Annotated in this window: 17 protein-coding genes; 3 read left to right on the top strand and 14 right to left on the bottom strand. The window is 72.9% G+C overall.

Annotation, left to right across the window (positions count from 1 at the left end):
• The first annotated feature begins 58 nt into the window (after positions 1–58).
• The gene (locus ACWD5O_RS14465) at positions 59–391 is read left to right on the top strand and encodes a hypothetical protein (RefSeq protein ID WP_450085557.1); all 333 of its coding nucleotides are present in this window, start codon (positions 59–61) and stop codon (positions 389–391) included.
• On the opposite strand, the gene rny is transcribed toward ACWD5O_RS14465, so the two are convergent.
• The 7 genes from rny to ACWD5O_RS14430 form a co-directional block, all read right to left on the bottom strand.
• On the bottom strand, positions 388–2154 hold the full coding sequence (rny, locus tag ACWD5O_RS14460; RefSeq protein WP_450085556.1) for a ribonuclease Y: 1767 nt from the start codon (positions 2152–2154) through the stop codon (positions 388–390). The genes ACWD5O_RS14465 and rny overlap by 4 nt on opposite strands.
• Positions 2155–2772: 618 nt before the next feature.
• Complete coding sequence (locus tag ACWD5O_RS14455; RefSeq protein ID WP_354963185.1) at positions 2773–3471, bottom strand: regulatory protein RecX; 699 nt, start codon at positions 3469–3471, stop codon at positions 2773–2775.
• Positions 3472–3485: 14 nt separating this feature from the next.
• Positions 3486–4532 carry a recombinase RecA gene (gene recA / locus ACWD5O_RS14450; RefSeq protein ID WP_450085555.1) on the bottom strand — a complete coding sequence of 349 codons (1047 nt, stop codon included), beginning with the start codon at positions 4530–4532 and terminating at the stop codon, positions 3486–3488.
• 184 nt (positions 4533–4716) lie between these two features.
• A complete protein-coding gene (locus tag ACWD5O_RS14445) occupies positions 4717–4917 on the bottom strand; it encodes a DUF3046 domain-containing protein (RefSeq protein WP_074318010.1) in 201 nt (66 codons plus the stop codon).
• A gap of 4 nt (positions 4918–4921) precedes the next feature.
• Positions 4922–6247: an MFS transporter gene (locus ACWD5O_RS14440; RefSeq protein ID WP_450085554.1), complete on the bottom strand. Its 1326-nt coding sequence runs from the start codon at positions 6245–6247 to the stop codon at positions 4922–4924.
• Positions 6248–6371: 124 nt separating this feature from the next.
• Positions 6372–7076: a UdgX family uracil-DNA binding protein gene (locus tag ACWD5O_RS14435; protein WP_450085553.1), complete on the bottom strand. Its 705-nt coding sequence runs from the start codon at positions 7074–7076 to the stop codon at positions 6372–6374.
• Positions 7077–7393: 317 nt separating this feature from the next.
• Positions 7394–8734: an aminotransferase class I/II-fold pyridoxal phosphate-dependent enzyme gene (locus tag ACWD5O_RS14430; protein ID WP_450085552.1), complete on the bottom strand. Its 1341-nt coding sequence runs from the start codon at positions 8732–8734 to the stop codon at positions 7394–7396.
• Between the two features lie 34 nt (positions 8735–8768).
• On the opposite strand from ACWD5O_RS14430, the gene ACWD5O_RS14425 reads away from it, so the two are divergent.
• On the top strand, positions 8769–10010 hold the full coding sequence (locus tag ACWD5O_RS14425; RefSeq protein WP_450085551.1) for a bifunctional pyridoxamine 5'-phosphate oxidase family protein/GNAT family N-acetyltransferase: 1242 nt from the start codon (positions 8769–8771) through the stop codon (positions 10008–10010).
• Positions 10010–10678 (top strand): leucine efflux protein LeuE, encoded by a 669-nt coding sequence (gene leuE / locus ACWD5O_RS14420; protein WP_089017168.1) that lies wholly within the window; start codon positions 10010–10012, stop codon positions 10676–10678. The genes ACWD5O_RS14425 and leuE overlap by 1 nt, the downstream gene beginning before the upstream one ends.
• 73 nt (positions 10679–10751) lie before the next feature.
• Here the strand turns inward: leuE and ACWD5O_RS14415 are convergent, their stop codons facing one another.
• From ACWD5O_RS14415 to ACWD5O_RS14385, 7 genes are all read right to left on the bottom strand, one after another.
• Positions 10752–11681: a sporulation protein gene (locus ACWD5O_RS14415; protein WP_450085550.1), complete on the bottom strand. Its 930-nt coding sequence runs from the start codon at positions 11679–11681 to the stop codon at positions 10752–10754.
• Positions 11682–11803: 122 nt separating this feature from the next.
• Positions 11804–12868, bottom strand: a complete 1065-nt coding sequence (locus tag ACWD5O_RS14410; protein ID WP_354963192.1) for a hemolysin family protein — start codon at positions 12866–12868, stop codon at positions 11804–11806.
• Positions 12865–14232, bottom strand: a complete 1368-nt coding sequence (locus ACWD5O_RS14405; RefSeq protein ID WP_450085549.1) for a hemolysin family protein — start codon at positions 14230–14232, stop codon at positions 12865–12867. The genes ACWD5O_RS14410 and ACWD5O_RS14405 overlap by 4 nt, the downstream gene beginning before the upstream one ends.
• Positions 14233–14415: 183 nt before the next feature.
• A complete protein-coding gene (gene mnhG / locus ACWD5O_RS14400; protein ID WP_354963194.1) occupies positions 14416–14778 on the bottom strand; it encodes a monovalent cation/H(+) antiporter subunit G in 363 nt (120 codons plus the stop codon).
• Complete coding sequence (locus ACWD5O_RS14395) at positions 14775–15038, bottom strand: monovalent cation/H+ antiporter complex subunit F (protein ID WP_354963195.1); 264 nt, start codon at positions 15036–15038, stop codon at positions 14775–14777. Before ACWD5O_RS14395 ends, mnhG begins: the two co-directional genes overlap by 4 nt.
• Positions 15035–15649, bottom strand: coding sequence for a Na+/H+ antiporter subunit E (locus ACWD5O_RS14390; protein WP_450085548.1), 615 nt, complete (start codon positions 15647–15649; stop codon positions 15035–15037). Before ACWD5O_RS14390 ends, ACWD5O_RS14395 begins: the two co-directional genes overlap by 4 nt.
• Positions 15646–17151, bottom strand: a complete 1506-nt coding sequence (locus tag ACWD5O_RS14385) for a Na+/H+ antiporter subunit D (RefSeq protein WP_450085547.1) — start codon at positions 17149–17151, stop codon at positions 15646–15648. The genes ACWD5O_RS14390 and ACWD5O_RS14385 overlap by 4 nt, the downstream gene beginning before the upstream one ends.
• Between the last annotated feature and the right edge of the window lie 18 nt (positions 17152–17169).

Here is a 17169-nt window from a genome sequence, read left to right as displayed (position 1 = left end):
GCCCGGAGTCCGGGTTGGCCCTCTCACTTCGCTCCGTGAACAGGGCAAACTCTCACCAATGAACACCGTCGCCCAGTTCGTCGTCGGGACAGTGGTGGCGCCGGCCGGCGCCGTCATCGTCTACCTGCACGGAGTGTGGGCGGGCCACTTCATCGACCTCCGGGCCACCAGCGAGTACTGCTCCGCGAAGCCGTTGGCGTCGACGCCGACCAGCACCGACTGGCTGCCGCTGAGACACCTTTGTCGCTACAACGACGGCACCACGGCGGATCTCGTTCCCGCGTACGTCAACCCGATCGCGTTCCTCTGCCTGGCCGTCGCGGTGGTCTGCACCGCACTCGCCGTACGATCCGCCCGCGGAGCAGGCCGAGCTGCCGGTGTCGCGGACTAGCGGGCGATCTCGGTGACCCGGGACTCGCGGACCACGGTGACCCGGATCTGACCCGGGTAGGTCAGCTCCTCCTCGATCTGCTTGGCCACGTCCCGGGCCAGCACAGCCGCCCCGATGTCGTCCACGTCGTCCGGCTTGACCATCACCCGGATCTCCCGGCCGGCCTGCATGGCGAAGACCTTGTCGACGCCGAGCTTGCTGGCCGCGATCTCCTCGATCCGCTCGAGCCGCTTGACGTACGCCTCCAGGCTCTCCCGGCGCGCGCCCGGCCGACCGCCGGAGCAGGCGTCGGAGGCCTGGGTGAGGACGGCCTCGATGGTCTGCGGGGGCACCTCGTTGTGGTGCGCCTCGATGGCGTGCACCACGTCCTCGTGCTCGCCGTACTTGCGGGCCAGGTCGGCGCCGATGATGGCGTGGCTGCCCTCCACCTCGTGGGTGAGCGCCTTGCCGATGTCGTGCAGGAACGCCGACCGTTTGATGGTGGGCACGTCCAGCCGCAGCTCGGCGGCCATGATGCCGGCGATGTGCGCGGTCTCGACGAGGTGCTTGAGCACGTTCTGCCCGTACGAGGTGCGGTAGCGCAGCCGGCCCAGCAGGGTGACCAGCTCGGGGTGGATCTCGGTGATGCCGACCTCGACCAGGGCGTCCTCGGCGGCCCGGTGGCAGAGCTCCTCCACCTCGTGCCGGGCCAGGTCGTAGACCTCCTCGATCCGGTGCGGATGGATCCGCCCGTCCAGCACCAGCTTCTCCAGGGTGAGCCGGCCGACCTCCCGGCGTACCGGGTCGAAGCAGGAGAGCAGCACCGCCTCCGGGGTGTCGTCGATGATCAGGTTGACCCCGGTCACCGACTCGAAGGCGCGGATGTTGCGCCCCTCCCGGCCGATGATGCGCCCCTTCATCTCGTCGCCGGGCAGGTGCAGGACGCTGACCACGCTCTCCGCGGTCTGCTCACTCGCCACCCGCTGGATCGCGTCGACCACGATGTGCCGGGCCCGCTGCTCGGCGGTGTTGCGGGCGTCGGACTCGATGTCCCGCACCAGCAGCGCCGCCTCCCGCTTGGCCTGCGTCTCGATCGCCTCGATCAGCTCCAGTCGGGCCGCCTCGGCGGTGAGCCCGGCCACCCGCTCCAGCTCCCGGCGGCGCAGCTCCTCCGCCTCGGTGAGCTCGGCTTCCCGTCGGGTGAGCTCGGCCTCCCGGGCGGCCAGTGCGGCGCGGGCCCCGGTGAGCTGCCGCTCCCGCTCGGCGAACCGCTCCACCTCCTCGGTGTGCAGCCGCTCGCGCTCGTCCATCCGGGCCGCCCGGCGCTCCACCTCGGCCGCCTGCTCCCGGGTGGTGGCGGCGAGCACCGCCACCTCCCGCTCGCCGCTACGACGGGCCGTGGTGCGCAACTGCTCAGCGTCCGCCTCGGCCTGCTTGTGCGCCCGCTCCAGCACCGTGTCGGCCTCCGCGCGGGCGTCGTCGAGCACCCGGCGGGCCTCGGCCCGGGCCGCCTTCGCCTCTGCCTTCGCCGCCGCGGCCTCGGCCCGGGCGGCCGACGCCGCGGACTTCGCCACGTCGATCGTGCTGTTGGCGTGGTCGGCCGCGCTGCGCAGGGCGGCCAGGGACTGCTCCTGGCGGTCCTTCTCGGCGATGAACGCCGGATCCTCCGGCACCGGGGCCGCGCCGACCCGGCGCAGCGTCCGGACGCCGAAGAGCACCGCGCCGACCACCACTACGGTCAGGACCAGTACGGCGGCGAGGAGCACCATGTCGAAGGTGCTCATGCCGGGACCTCGTGCGGACCGCCGGTGAACCTGTGCCGCCCCGCCATGGCCGCCTCCCCCTGGATACGTCGGCGCCGCAGCGACCGTGCCGAGGGCACGCTCCTGCGGCTCTGGACGCCCGACCGGAGCGACTGGCCGTGGGTAGCTCTCTCCGCCGGCGGTGCCCGCGGGCATCGTCGGCGGCCGGGTGCAGTTGTCGCGCCGGCTCCGGACCGGCCTGCCCGGAGCTGCGATGAATGGCCGGTTGCGCTGGCCAAAGTGATGCTGTTCTGTTACGCGATCTATGTTGTGCGCTTAGCCTGCGCTTGGTCGGGCAATGTGAGCCTGTATGGCGAGGCTAGGTCTCCGGAGGCGGTCTGGTCAAGAACTCATGATCAAACCCCCCGAACGGAGAGAAGCCGCCACATCACCACGTGCTGATGTCGGGCCGGACACGGGCGGACAAACTCCGCGAGTGGGCTCGGTCAGTGAGCGTGTCCGCCCTGCTCAACCCGGCCCAAGCGCCCACTGGATGACACTCGGCCGCCCAGGCAGGCCCGGCGGTGTGACCCATCCGTCCAATTGCGGACATCCGCCGAGTGGCGCGGCGGGTCGGCCCCGGGCACCCACCCGGCCGGCTCACCCGCCCGGGTGGTTGTCCCGCTCCAACTCGCCCTCGGCGTCGGCGAGCGCGTCGGCGTCGATCTGCTCGGCGAACTCGGCCGCCTCGGCGCTCTGCGCGGCGATCGCGTCCTTCACCGCCCGGATCGCCACGCCGGGCGGGTAGCCCTTGCGGGCCAACATGCCCACCAGCCGCCGGAAGACCGCGTCGGGCTCACCACGGGCGGTGCGCAGCTTTCGCTCCACCAGCGCGCGGGCGGTCTCCGCCTCGGTCTCCTCGTCCAACTCGCCAAGCGCCTCAGTGGCCACCTCGCCGTCCACGCCCTTCTGGCGCAGCTCGTTGGCGAGCGCCCGCCGGGCCAGACCCCGCCCGGAGTGCCGACTGGAGACCCAGGCCCGTGCGAACGCGGCGTCGTCGATGATGCCGACCTCGTCGTACCGGTCGAGCACCTCGGCCGAGACCTGCTCGGAGATGCCCCGCTTGGCCAGCGCCCCGGCCAGCTCGGCCCGGGTGCGTGGCCGGACGGCGAGCTGGCGCAGGCAGATCTCGCGGGCCACCTCCGACTCGTCGCGAGGTGGTGACGGGGACTCGGCCGCGTCGGCCTCCCCGGACCGGCCACGGCGACCCCGCCGGGGACGGGGTGGATCGCTGGCGTCGCCCGTACGGGGCGGACTGGCATCCCAGCCCCGCCCCGTACGGGCGCGTCGTCCTGCCACGGGTCAGCGACCGGTCAGAAGTCGACCGGCGGCAGCTCCGGGCCACCGGCGGCGTCACTCGCGCCGACCCCGACGCCGAGCTTCTCCAGAATCTTCTTCTCGATCTCGGCTGCCACGTCCGGGTTTTCCTTCAGGAACTCCCGGGCCTTCTCCTTGCCCTGGCCGAGCTGGTCGCCGTCGTACGTGTACCAGGCGCCGGACTTGCGGATGATCGCCTGCTCCACGCCGACGTCGATCAGCGAGCCCTCGCGCGAGATGCCCTTGCCGTACATGATGTCGAACTCGGCCTGCTTGAACGGCGCGGCGACCTTGTTCTTCACGACCTTGACCCGGGTGCGGTTACCGACCACGTCGGTGCCGTCCTTGAGGCTCTCGATGCGGCGCACGTCGAGCCGGACCGACGCGTAGAACTTCAGCGCCCGGCCACCGGTCGTGGTCTCCGGGCTGCCGAACATCACGCCGATCTTTTCCCGGAGCTGGTTGATGAAGATCGCCGTGGTGCCGGTGTTGCTGAGCACACCGGTGATCTTCCGCAGCGCCTGGCTCATCAGCCGTGCCTGGAGACCCACGTGGCTGTCGCCCATCTCGCCCTCGATCTCGGCGCGCGGCACCAGGGCCGCCACCGAGTCGATCACGATGACGTCGATCGCGCCGGAGCGGATCAGCATGTCCGCGATCTCCAGCGCCTGCTCGCCGGTGTCCGGCTGGGAGACGAGCATCGCGTCGGTGTCGACCCCGAGGGCCTTCGCGTACTCCGGGTCGAGCGCGTGCTCCGCGTCGATGAAGGCCGCGATGCCGCCAGCCCGCTGGGCACTGGCCACCGCGTGCAGCGCCACCGTGGTCTTACCGCTGGACTCGGGACCGTAGATCTCGACCACCCGGCCACGTGGCAGACCACCCACACCGAGTGCCACGTCGAGCGCGATGGAACCGGTCGGGATCACGGCGGTCTGGGTGACGGGCCGCTCCCCCAGCCGCATCACCGAGCCCTTGCCGAATTGCTTGTCGATCTGAGCGAGAGCAAGGTCGAGTGCCTTCTCCCGGTCAGGCCCTGCTGCCATGGTTGCCACCCCTGCCTTCGCCGGCGTCTTTGCTGAGCTTCGCGTCACGCGGACACGCTAGGCGCTGGGTCCGACAGAAAACCAGCCGACGGGCCGCGAGCTGTGGACGAGCACCCCGCTGTGGACAATAGCCGAACAGGTGTACGACTCGACAAGCGACACGCGGAAGCCGCGAAAAGGCTGCTCAGCGTAGTCGCGCGGGCACACGGTCGGGATACGCGGCGCAGACCGCCCGCCACACCACGTGCGTCTGCTCCCCCGACGCCAGCGCCTGCTCGATGGTGCGTCCATCGAGCTGGGACAGCACCTGGTCGCGGGCGATGCTGGCCGCGTAGCCGGGGCCGAAGGCCTCCTCCAGCCGCGCCCAGAAGTCGGTCAGCCGCACGTGATCAGCCCTCCTCGTCCGGTGCCCCGGTCGGCACCGGCCGCAACGCTAGCGCCACCAGGGGCACCGTCGCGACCGCCGCGAGCAGGGTGAGCACCGGATAACCGGCCACCTGCATGACAAACCCGCTGACCATGGCGGCGCCGGCCCCGGCCAGCCCCATGGTCAGGTCGGACAGCCCCTGGACGCTCGGCCGCACGCCGCCCGGCACCGACTCGGAGAGCAGCGTCGAGCCGGCCACCATCGTCCCCGACCAACCCAGCCCGAGCAGGACCAGCCCCACCGAGAGCCGGGGCGTGTGGTGCCCGGCGGTGCCGGCGACCGCGCACGCGGCCAGCAGCAGCGCCACCCCGCCGAGGATCACCACCCGCCGGCCGAGCCGGTCGGTGAGCCAGCCGACCAGCGGGGAGAACGCGTACATGCCGGCGATGTGCAGGCTCAGCACGATGCCGACGAGCCGCAGCACGTCGGCGTCGGCGTGCGACTCACCGAGCCGGACCGGGGTCATCGACATCACCGCCACCATCACCAGGTGGCCGACCGCCACCGCCGCGATGCCGAGCCGGGCGGCGGGCCGTCCGCGTACCACCGACCAGGCCGCCCGCATCCCGGCGCCGCGCGGCGCGCGCACTCCGACCGGCGCGGCGGCCGCAGCCGGCACATCGGCGGGCGGCGCGTCGGCCGCCGCGAGACGGCGCGCGGTGAGCAGCGGGTCGGGCCGGAGCAACCCGAGGAGTACGCCGCCAGCCAGCACGAACGCGACCGCGCTGAACGCGAACGGGCCGGCCAGCGGCGGCAGCCCCCAGCCGGTGGTGACCCGGTCGGCCAGCGCGGCGAAGTTCGGCGCGGCCACCGCGCCGATGGTGGTGGCCCACACGATCAGGGAGAGCTGCCGGCCCCGGCGGGCCGGCTCGGCGAGGTCCACCGCCGTGTAGCGGGCCTGGAGGTTCGCGGCGGTGCCTCCGCCGAAGAACAGCATGCCGAGGAAGAGCAGCGGCACCCAGCGGGTGGCCGCGGCCAGCACCACCAGCACGCCGCCGACGGCGCCGACCACGTACGCCATCACCAGACCCGGCCGCCGGCCGTGCCGCGCCATGATCCGGGTGACCGGGACGGCGAGCAGCGCCGCGCCCACCACACCGGCGCTCTGCGCCAGCCCGGCCACCGCCGTGCCGGCGATCCGGGCGGCGAGCAGGGCACCGACGGCGATGCCGATGGTCACGCCGACGCCGCCGATGATCTGGGTGGTGAAGAGCAGCCGCAGGGTACGCCGCTGGATCGGCGCGACGTCGGGCCGGACGGTACGCGCCGCGGTCAGGTCGGTGGCCATTGGCGCTCCTCAGGACGGGGGTGCCCCATCCTCGCGCACCCGTGCCGACCAGCGGCAGTGGGTTTCGCTGTCGGCCGAGCCGACGCTCGTCCCTCCGGCGCCGCGGTGTCAGGGCGGGGCGGTGTCAGCCGGACAGGGCGCGGGAGGCGACGGTGAGGTCGGCGACCAGCCCCTCGTACGCCTTGTCCTGATCGTCGGCGCGCAGCACCGCGGACGGGTGGATGGTGGCGAGCAGTCGGGCCTCGGGCGCGTCGGCCCGCTTTCCGGCGTTGTCCACCGGCACCCGCTGGAAGTCCTCCGCGTGCTGGGCCGACGCGGGCCAGGGCAGCAGCTCGCCCCGCTGGCGGGTGACCCGGAAGGACGGGCCGAGCAGCGCCTTGGCGGCTGTCGCGCCGAGCACCACCACGATCTCCGGGCGCAGCCGGGCGAACTCGGCGACCAGCCACGGCCGGCACGCGGTGATGTGCACCCGGTCGGGGGTCTGGTGGATACGCCGCTTGCCGCGCAACTCGAAGCGGAAGTGCTTCACCGCGTTGGTCAGATAGATCTGCGAGGGGTCGAGCGCGGCGTCGTCGACGGCCTTGCGCAGCAGCCGCCCGGCGGGACCGACGAAGGGCAGCCCCTTCTGGTCCTCCATGTCGCCGGGCTGTTCGCCGACCAGGACCACCCGGGCGCTCTCGTCGCCCCGGCCGAAGACCGTCTGCGTGGCGTCCTGGTACAGCTCGCACCCCTGACAGCCACCCGAGGCGGCGCGCAGCTCGTCGATGGTGTCCGCGCCCGGCGGGATGAACCGCTGGGCGCCTGGGGCGCTCCCGGTCTGCTCGGCCATGCCGACTGTTATATACCCGTTCGCCGCCCGATGCCGGGTACGCCATGGTGGAGCGCCAGCACCGTCGGCCGGGCCGCGTCAGTACCCGTTGCCGCCGTCACCACCGGACGCGATCGCGATCAGCACGATCACGATGATGATGATCACCACCGCCACCGCGATCCAGAGCCCCTTGCGCGAGCCACCTGAAGCCATGTCTTCCACCTCCGGCGGCCCGCATACCCACCCCAACCGCTGTGAATCGTCGCGATAGCGCACTTTCTGCTCTACCCAACCGCGCAGGCCCGGCGGCGACAGCCACGCCCAACTCCGTTGGGTCAGGTGGAGAAGCCCGGTGGTGGGGCGGGATGGGCGGCGCGGGCCAGGGCGGCGGCCAGGGGAACCAGGTCCGGAATGGTGAGAGGGCTGACGGTGATGCGCAGGGCGGGCGGGGCGGCGATCCGGTAGAGGGCTCCGGGGGCCACCGACCAGCCGGCGTCGCGCAACGCGGTGACCGCGCTGGTCTCGTCCGCCACCGGCAGCCAGACGTTGATGCCGCTGCGGCCGTGCGCGGCCAGGCCGTGCTCCGCCAGCGCGGCCAGCAGCCCCGCACGCCGCTGCTCGTAACTCTCCGCCGCCCGCTCCACCACCTCGGCGACCGCCGGGTCGCGCCACAGCGCGAGCACCAGTCGCTGGAGCACGGTGGAGACCCAGCCCGCGCCGACCCGCGTCCGGCCGGTCACCCGAGCAACCGTGGTCTCGTCACCGGTCAGCACGGCCAGCCGCAGGTCGGGGCCGAAGGGTTTGCTCACCGAGCGGAGGAAGGCCCAGCTCGCGGTCGCGCCGGCCAGCGGGTGCAGCGGTACGCGGGCCAGCTCGGCGGCGTGGTCGTCCTCGATGAGCAGCAGGTCGCGCCGGCCGGCGAGCAGCGCCCGCAGCGCCTCGGCCCGGGTGGCGGAGACGGCCGCGCCGGTCGGGTTCTGCGCCCGGCTGGTGACGACCAGCGCCCGCGCGCCGGCGGCCAACGCGGCGGCCACCCCGGCCACCAGCGGCCCTTCGTCGTCGAGCGGTACGCCGATCGGGCGCAGCCCCAGCGCGGCGACCAGGTCGAGCAGGTTGGCCCAGCCCGGATCCTCCACCGCGACCGCGTCGCCGGGACGCAGGTGGGCGCCGAGCAGCCGCTCGATGCCGTCCAGCGCGCCACCGGTGAGGGTGAGCTCCCCGGCCGGCACACCGTCGGCGCTCAGCCGGGCACGGGCCGCCGCGGCCAACTCGGGCAGCACGCCGGCGTCGGAGTAGCCGACCGGCGGGCCGGTTTCGGCGGCGAGCGCCGCCAGGTGCGGGCCGAGGGCGGGCAGCAGCCGGGGGTCGGGCTCACCCCGGGACAGGTCACGGGCCCCGGGCAACGGCGCCGGACGCAGCGCGGAGCGGCGGGCGGCCACCGGCGGGCGGGGGCGGACCCGGGTGCCGTGCCGACCGGCGGTGGCGAGCAGGCCGCGCTGGCGCAACTCCTGGTAGGCGCGGGCGACCGTGGCCGGGCTGACGCCCAGTTCAACGGCGAGCACCCGGACCGGTGGCAGGGCGGCACCGGGCGGCAGGCCCCCCGTGCGGATGCCCGACTCGATGCTGGCCGAAATCGCGACGGCCGTCGCCCCGGCGAACTGATAGCGTGCTGACACAAACAGGAGATTGTACTAGAACAAAGGGGCGAGCATGTACCCACCCACCGCCCGGACCATCCCCAGCCGTTCCCGGGACCGGATGAGCTACGACCGGGCCGCCGCGCACGCCGTGCTCGACGAGGCGTACCACTGCGCGCTCGGGTTCACCGTCGACGGCCAGCCGCGGGTGCTGCCCACCCTGCACGTACGCATCGGCGACACGCTCTACCTGCACGGCTCCACCGGCAGCCGGCCACTGCTCGCCGCCCGGGGCGACGGACTGCCGGTCTGCGTCACGGTGACCCTGCTCGACGGGCTGGTCTACGCCCGCTCCCAGTTCCACCACAGCGCCAACTACCGCTCGGTGGTCGCGCTGGGGACCGCCCGACCGGTCACCGACGAGCGGGAGAAGACCGCCATGCTCACCGCGCTGGTGGAGAAGGTCGGCGCGGGACGCAGCGCGGCCAGCCGCCCGCCCAACCGGCGGGAGCTGGCCGAGACCGCCGTGCTGGCGCTGCCACTGCGCGAGGTGTCGGTCCGGGCCCGCACCGGTGGGGTCCGCGAGGACGAGGACGACCTGCACCTGCCGCACTGGGCCGGCGTGCTGCCGCTGCGGCTCACCCCCGGGGTGCCGGAGCCGGACGCCGGGGTCACCGCGCCGCTGCCAGCGTACCTGCGGCCGAACCGGTCGGCCTGGCTGGAACCGGTGGTGCTGCGCGGCGAGCACGTGCTGCTGGAGCCCCTGGACCCGAGCCACGCCGAGGGCCTGTACGCCGCACTCGACGACCCCGAGGTGTGGCGCCACATCGGCAGCCCGCGACCGACGAGCGTGGCCGAGATGACCGGCTACATCGGCGCCGCGCTGGAGGCTCACCAGCGGGGCGTGCGGGTGCCGTGGGTGCAGCGCTGCGCGGCCACCGGCACGGTGGTCGGCACCACCTCCTACTACCAGCCGGACGAGGAGCTGCGAACTCTGGAGATCGGCTACACCCAACTCGGCCGGCGGTGGTGGCGCACCGGGATCAACACCGAAGCCAAGCTGCTGCTGCTCACCCGGGCCTTCGGGGAACTGGATGCGACCCGGGTCACCTGGCAGACCAGCACGCTCAACGAGCGCTCGCAGCGGGCGATCGAGCGACTCGGCGCCACCCGGGAGGGCACCCTGCGGGCCAACCGCAGACGCGCCGACGGAAGTTGGCGGAACTCGGCGCTCTACTCCATGCTCACCGACGAGTGGCCGAACGCACAGGTCAGGCTGCGGGAAAGGCTTCTCCGGACGGCACCCGTGGCGTGATGATGGCGGGCGTGCTGGGGATCACCGACATCTGGACGTACGTGCTGGGCACCGTGGCCATCATCCTGCTGCCCGGGCCGAACTCACTCTTCGTGCTCTCCACCGCCGCCAAGCGGGGAGTGGCGGCCGGCTACCGGGCGGCGGGCGGGGTGTTCGTCGGCGACGGGGTGCTGATGTTCCTCTCCGCCGCCGGGGTGGCGTCGGTGCTCAAGGCGTACCCACCGCTGTTCCTGGTGATCAAGTACGCCGGTGCCGCGTACCTCGGTTATGTCGGGGTGACCATGCTGCGCGGCGCCTGGCGGCGTTGGCGCGACCGCAACGACCCGAGCACGCCGCGGCTCATCGACGCCGCGGAGCCGGCGGCGATGCGCAGCCCGTTCCGTAAGGCGCTGGTGATCAGCCTGCTGAACCCGAAGGCGATCCTGTTCTTCATCTCGTTCTTCATCCAGTTCGTCGACCCCGGCTACGCCTGGCCGGCGCTGTCGTTCCTGCTGCTCGGGCTGATCGCCCAGGTGACCAGCGCGATCTACCTGACCGCGTTGATCTTCGCGGGCACCTTCCTGGCCACACAGTTCCGCCAGCGTCGCCGCCTCGCCGCCGGCGGCACCACCGCCGTCGCCGCGCTCTTCCTCGCCTTCAGCCTCAAACTGGCCACCGCCTCGGTGTAAGGAGGGGCCCCCTGTTAACGCCTGCGGTAGAGGAGGGGACCCCTATTAACACCGTTGACGGGCACAGGCCGCGCTAGGTGCCGTCGCCGCCGGAGCCGCCGCCACCGACTCCGGCACCACCGGCGGTGCCGCCGAGGCCGTAGCCGGGCCGGACCGGCTCGTCGGGGTGACGGCTGACGTGGGCGGACTCGTCGAGCCGCGCGGACCAGTCGGCGTGTGCCGCCGCCGCGGCGTGCCGGTTGATCGCCTGGCGCAGCCAGCCGTCCACGGTGGCGATCCAGTCCCGCCGGTCGGCGTCCGCATGCCAGATCCGGAACCGGCTGATGCTCTGATGGGTGATCCCGGCCAGCGCCAGCCGGCGGTCCATCCAGAAGATCGCCTCCAGGCCCGCCGAGTTGGTCACGAAGATCACCTCCAGCTCGGTGATCGGGCCGGCGTAGAGCGGCGCCACCCAGTACCCCCACCGCTGGTGCAGCGGCAGGGTGTGCGCCACCCCCGGCAGCCCACCCTCCTGGAGCCCGGCCTGGCGGATCATGAAACCCAGCGTCTCGAACGCCGCCAGCACGTGCTGCTGAGTGGGAATCGGGTGCACGAAGACCGGCACCATCGCCCCCTGATCCAGCTCCGGGTCGACGGAGACCTCGGTACGCAGCCCCATCCGCAGGCTCAGCAGCGGCACCCCGCCGAAGATGGTCACCGGGGTCTCCCACGGCAACGGCAGCGCGAAGTCGACCGCCCGCCGCCGACCGGCCGGTACGACGAACCGGCCGGCGATCGGCAGCTGAAAGAACTGCACCAGGCGCCGGGCGGCGGCCGGATCATCCGGCTCGACCGTGGTGACCAGGCCGAGCCGGATGTGCCGCACCAGTACGTCGTCCGGCCCCGCCGCCAACGTCACGCGGCCCGGCAGGCGCAGGCCCGGACGGGTACTCGGGTTGGGAAGTGTGGTCTGCACGGACAGCCCGGTCCAGCCGGACTCCCGGGACACCCCCGTCAGCCGCACCGCGCCCCCTGTCAGGCCACGCCCCCAGCCACCCACTCCAGCCCCGACGAGGCCACTCTCAACTGTCGCGGACCCCGCGCCGGGTCACCCCGACTTTCGCGAAGAGAAACCACTCCTCCGGTTCATCGCAACCGCCTCCCGCGCGGCACCGTGTCGGTCTCGTCGTCGAACTCGCCGATGACCTCCTCCAGCAGGTCCTCCAGGGCGACGAAGCCGATCGGCCGGGCCGGGCCACCGCCGTTGCGCACCAGCGCGAGCTGGGACTGCCGGGCCCGCATCGCGGCCACCGCCTCGGTGACCGAGGACGTCGCGGGCAGCGTGAACGCGGGCGTCATCAGCTCACCGGCGGTGGCGACGCGACCGGTGGTGACCACCCGCACCGCCTCCCGCACGTGCACCAGGCCGCAGACGTCACCCGCCGCGTCCAGCACCGCCAGCCGGGACCGGCCGCTGTCCCGGCTGACCTGCTCGATCCGCTCGGCCGGGTCGCCCCGGCGGACCGTGACCATGGTGGCGAACGGCTCCATCACCTGCGCCACCGACGTGCCCTGCAACTCCAGCATGCTGGTCAGCAGTTGGTGCTGCTCGGCGCCGAGCAGCCCGTGCTCGCGTGACTGCTCCAGCAGGATCCGCAGCTCGTCCGGGCCGTGCACCTGGGCCAGCTGATCCTGCTGGTTGACACCGAACAGCCGCAGGATCGCGTTGGCCAGCGCGTTCAGCGCGGAGAGCACCGGCCGGGACACCCGGGCGAAAGCACGGAACGGCAGCGCGAGCAGCGTCGCCGAGCGCTCCGCGTCGGTGATCGCCCACGACTTCGGCGCCATCTCCCCCACCACCAGGTGCAGGAAGGTGACCAACCCGAGGGCGAAGACCAGGGCGATCAGGTGGCCGGCCGCGTCCGGCAGCCCCACCGCGTGCAGCAGCGGACTGAGCAGGTGCTCGATCGCCGGCTCAGCCAGCGCACCGAGCCCCAGGGTGCAGAGGGTGATGCCGAGCTGCGCCCCGGCCAGCATCAGCGACAACTCGCGGACGCCGTCCAGCGCCGCCCGAGCCGCTCGGCCGCCGTTGGCCGCCGCCTGCTCCAGGCGGTACCGCTTGCTGGCCACCAGGGCGAACTCGGCGGCCACGAAGAACCCGTTCAGCGCCAGCAGGATCACCGAGCTGAACAGCGCGATCCCCGGACTCATCGGGACACCTCGCGCCGGTCGCCCGGGTCGGTCAGCTGCAAGCGCACCGAGTCGGCCACGTGCCGGTCGACGGCCAGCACCTCGACCAGCGCCCGGGGTTCGGCCTCGCCGTCCTCGGCGTCGGCTCCGTCGGGCAGCAGGCTGATCTCCAGTCGGTCGCCGACCTCCGGCACCCGGCCCAGCTCCCGCATGACCAACCCGGAGAGGGTGTCGTACTCCGGGGCCTCAGGCAGCGCGATGCCGGTGCTGTCGGCGACCTCGTCGATCCTCCAGCGGGCCGGCACCACCCAGGACCCGTCGTCCTGCCGGGCGGGTGCCCGCTCCGGCGGGTCGTCCTCGTCCCGGATCGGGCCGACCAGTTCCTCGGCGATGTCCTCCAGCGTGATCACGCCCGCGAAGCCGCCGTACTCGTCGACCACGCAGGCCATCTGCCGGTGCCCGGACCGCAGCCGGTCGAGCACCGTGGGCAACGGCAACGTCTCCGGCACCAGCAGCGGCGGCCCGGCCACCGCGCTCACCGGGGTGGTGGCCCGCTCCCCCGGGGGTACGCCGAGCACGTCGGCGATGCCGACGATGCCGATCAGGTCGTCGACGCCCTCCGCGCCGCGCACCGGGAACCGGGAGTGGCCGGTGTCCAGCAGCTCGACCACCCGGCTCACCGGCTCGTGCGCCCGCAGGGTGTGCACGTCGACCCGGGGCACCATGGCCTCGCCGGCGGTCAGCTCTCGGAAATCCAGCCCCCGGTCGAGCAGCGTGGACATCTCCGCGTCCAGGCTGCCCTCCTCGCGGGACTCGGCGATGATCTGTTCCAGGTCGGCCGGGGTGGCGCCGCTGGGCAGCTCCTCGATCGGCTCGATGCCGACCCGACGGAGCAGCCGCACCGACGCCCGGTCGAAGAGCCGGATCACCGGCCCGGCGACGGTGAGGTACGCCAGGGTGGACCGGCTCAGTGCCCGGGCCAGCGGCTCGGCCCGGGCGATGGCCAGGTTCTTCGGGGCCAGCTCACCGAGGACCATCTGGACCACGGTGGCGATGACCAGCGCCAGCGCCACCGACAGCGGCAGGCTGACCGCCTCGCCGACGCCGGCGACGCCGAGCAGGTCGGCGAGGCCGCCGCCGAGGTACGGCTCGGCGAAGTAGCCGACCAGCAGCGCGGTGACGGTGATGCCGAGCTGCGCGCCGGAGAGCATGAAGGAGAGCCGGCTGGTGACGGTCAGGGCCCGGGCGGCAGCCGCGTCGCCGTCATCGGCGAGCTGGCGGAGCTTGCCCCGGTCGACGGCGACATAGCCGAACTCCTGCGCCACGAAGTAGCCGGTGGCGGCGGTGAGCACGATGATCAGAAGGAGACCGACGACGATCAACACGGGTCGCTCAGGGCTCCCGGGGTCGTCGGAACGGGGATATGCCGGGCACGACCCGGCTGGCTACTGCTGCCCTCCTGGGCAGAAGAGTCGATCATGCCTTCATTTTATCGGCGCTGGCTGGGACTCCGCTGAGGGTGGGCCGAAGGCGCCGATCGTCCGGTTCAACAGCGGTGGCCCAAGCCGTCACCCCGGCCCCGCCGGCCCCCGGCCCGGCCCGCGTTCGGCCAGCTCATCCGCGTCGAGCAGGTCCCGGTCCAGCCGGCCGGCCCGGTACGCGGCGCGGCCGATCATCTGTGCCGCGACGGGCGCGGTGGCCAGTTGGAAGACCGCCACCAGCATGATCATGCCGAGGTCCGCCGGCGACCGCAGCCTCAGCATGATGCCGAGCAGCAGCAGGAGCACCCCGAGCACCTGCGGTTTGGTGGCCGCGTGCATCCGGGACAGAGCGTCCGGAAAGCGGAGCACGCCGATCGCGGCGGCCAGGCCGAGCAGCGCGCCGGCCACCAGACAACCGGCGCCGAGCCAGTCCGCGATCGTCCCGATCATGCCTGCTCCCGAACGGCGAAGCGGACCAGCGACACCGAGCCGATGAAGCCGAGCAGGGACAGCACGACCAGGACGGGCAGTGTCGTGGCGTGCCGGTTGACCGCCGCCTCGGCGCCGACCGCGCCGACCATCGTGGCGAGCAGCATGTCCGCGGCGATCACCCGGTCCAGCAGCGACGGGCCCCGGTAGAGCCGGGTCAGCGCGAGCAACGCGGTCACCGAGAGCAGGGCGGTGAGAACGACGGCCAGGAACGTGATCACGGGAGGGTTCCCTTCTCGACGGCATCGGTCTCGACGAGGCGCAGTTCGGCGGCGGAGCCCACCGCCCGGACGATCCGCCGCTCGACGGCGAGGGTGCGCTCCCGGGCGAGGGTCAGCTCCGCCGGCCCGTGGGTGTCCAGCACGTGCAGGTAGAGCGTTCCGGAATCCCGGTCCACCTCGAGGATCAACGTGCCGGGCACCAGCGAGACCGCTTCCGCGGTGAGCGCCAGGTTCAGGTCGGTGGGCACCCGCAGCCGCACCCCGATGATCGCCCCACGCGGTCGGTAGCCGGGCTGCACCGCGATCCGGGCCACGTGCAGGCTCGCGCCGACCAGTTCGGTGCCGAACCGGAACGCGAACACCAGCAGCGCCCGGGGGCGCAGCCGCCCGGCGAAGGTGACCGCCGGCAGCGGAAAGAAGAGCAGCACCGCGCCGCCCACCAGCAGGCCTCCGGCCAGGTTCGCCCAGTTGATGTCGCCCCAGAGCAGGCACCAGACCGCCACCAGCCAGCCGAACGCCAGCGCCTGGTCCCGCCAGCGTCCGAGCCGGTGCCGCCGTGGCGCGGCCGGCTCGTCGGCGCCGCCCGGGACCGTTCCGCGCGGGGCGGTCACGGTCCGCCGCCCGGCAGGACGGCCCGCACGTACGGGGTGCGCGAGCGCAGGTCGGTGGCCGCGTCGACGGTGACGTCGAAGAGCGGACCGGCCACCACGGTCAGCGCCAACCCGAACGCGACCAGGGCCATGGTGGCCCCGACCATCAGCGTGGGCAGCCGGACGGCCGGCTCGGTGGTGGCCAACCGGGGCGACCGCCAGAAGGCGATGTTCCACACCCGGGAGGCCACGTAGAGGGTGAGCAGGCTGGTCAGCGTGCCCGCCGCGACGAGCACCAAGGGCAGCGGCCCGCCGGCCGCCACCCCGGCCTGGAGCAGGCCGAGCTTGCCGAGGAAGCCGGAGAACGGTGGCACGCCGGCGAGGTTCATCGCCGGGACGAAGAACAGCACGCCGAGCAGCGGCGCCATCCGGGCCAGCCCGCCGAGGCGGCGCAGGTCGGTGCTGCCGGCCCGTTCCTCGACCAGCCCGGCGACCAGGAACAGCGTGGTCTGGATGGTGATGTGGTGCACCACGTAGAAGATCGCGCCGGCGAGCCCGGCGACGGTGCTCAACGCCACCCCGAAGATCATGTAACCGATGTGGCTGACCAGGGTGAACGAGAAGAGCCGCTTCATGTCCGACTGGGCCACCGCGCCGAGGATGCCGACCACCATGGTGAGGCCGGCGACGACCATGAGCAGCTCGTCGGCCTGCCCACCCGGAAAGAGCAGCGTCTCGGTGCGGATGATCGCGTAGACGCCCACCTTGGTGAGCAGCCCCGCGAAGACCGCGGTGACCGGAGCCGGCGCCGTGGGGTAACTGTCCGGCAGCCAGGCCGAGAGCGGGAAGACCGCCGCCTTGATGGCGAACGCGAGCAGCAGCATCAGTTCCAGGGTCAGCCGGACGTTGGCGGGCAGGTCGTCGAGGCGCTGAGCCAGTTGGGCCAGGTTGAGTGTGCCGGTGGCCGCGTACACCAGGCCCACCCCGGCCAGGAAGATCATCGAGGAGAGGATGCTGACCACCACGTACGTCGACCCGGTACGGATGCGGATCTCGGTGCCGCCCAGGGTGATCAGCACGAAGCTGGCGGCCAGCAGGATCTCGAAACCGACGAAGAGGTTGAACAGGTCACCGGCGAGGAACGCGTTGGTGACGCCGGCGGTGAGCACCAGGTACGTCGGGTGGAAGATGACCACCGGTGTGGTCTCGCCGATCTCGCTGCGGCCCTGGCCGATCGAGTACAGCAGCACGCAGAGGATGACCGACGAGGAGACCACCAGCATCAGCGCGGCGAGCTGGTCGGCGACCAGGACGATGCCGACCGGCGCCGGCCAGCCGCCGATCGCCATCACCACCGGCCCGTACCGGTACGCCTGCACCAGCAGCAGGAGCGCCACGACGAGGGTGCCGCTCAGGCAGAGCACACTGACCGCGCGTTGGAGCCGGGGCCGGGCGGCCAGCAGCAGGGTCAGCGCCGCGCCGAGCAGCGGCATCACCACCGGCAGGGGCAGCAGCCGGCTCATCGCTTCCCCCGCGACCCG

Source organism: Micromonospora sp. NPDC005161 (assembly GCF_053599855.1).
The sequence above is the reverse complement of the archived record's forward strand: the minus strand, read 5'-3'. Positions and strand labels throughout refer to the sequence as shown.

Excerpts from the sequence above, each read along its gene's own strand:
- mnhG (WP_354963194.1), bottom strand. The coding sequence starts at position 14,778 with ATGATCGGGACGATCGCGGACTGGCTCGGCGCCGGTTGTCTGGTGGCC.
- ACWD5O_RS14465 (WP_450085557.1), top strand. The coding sequence starts at position 59 with ATGAACACCGTCGCCCAGTTCGTCGTCGGGACAGTGGTGGCGCCGGCC.
- ACWD5O_RS14385 (WP_450085547.1), bottom strand. The coding sequence starts at position 17,151 with ATGAGCCGGCTGCTGCCCCTGCCGGTGGTGATGCCGCTGCTCGGCGCG.
- ACWD5O_RS14435 (WP_450085553.1), bottom strand. The coding sequence starts at position 7,076 with ATGGCCGAGCAGACCGGGAGCGCCCCAGGCGCCCAGCGGTTCATCCCG.
- recA (WP_450085555.1), bottom strand. The coding sequence starts at position 4,532 with ATGGCAGCAGGGCCTGACCGGGAGAAGGCACTCGACCTTGCTCTCGCT.
- ACWD5O_RS14425 (WP_450085551.1), top strand. The coding sequence starts at position 8,769 with ATGTACCCACCCACCGCCCGGACCATCCCCAGCCGTTCCCGGGACCGG.
- leuE (WP_089017168.1), top strand. The coding sequence starts at position 10,010 with ATGATGGCGGGCGTGCTGGGGATCACCGACATCTGGACGTACGTGCTG.
- ACWD5O_RS14440 (WP_450085554.1), bottom strand. The coding sequence starts at position 6,247 with ATGGCCACCGACCTGACCGCGGCGCGTACCGTCCGGCCCGACGTCGCG.
- ACWD5O_RS14410 (WP_354963192.1), bottom strand. The coding sequence starts at position 12,868 with ATGAGTCCGGGGATCGCGCTGTTCAGCTCGGTGATCCTGCTGGCGCTG.
- rny (WP_450085556.1), bottom strand. The coding sequence starts at position 2,154 with ATGAGCACCTTCGACATGGTGCTCCTCGCCGCCGTACTGGTCCTGACC.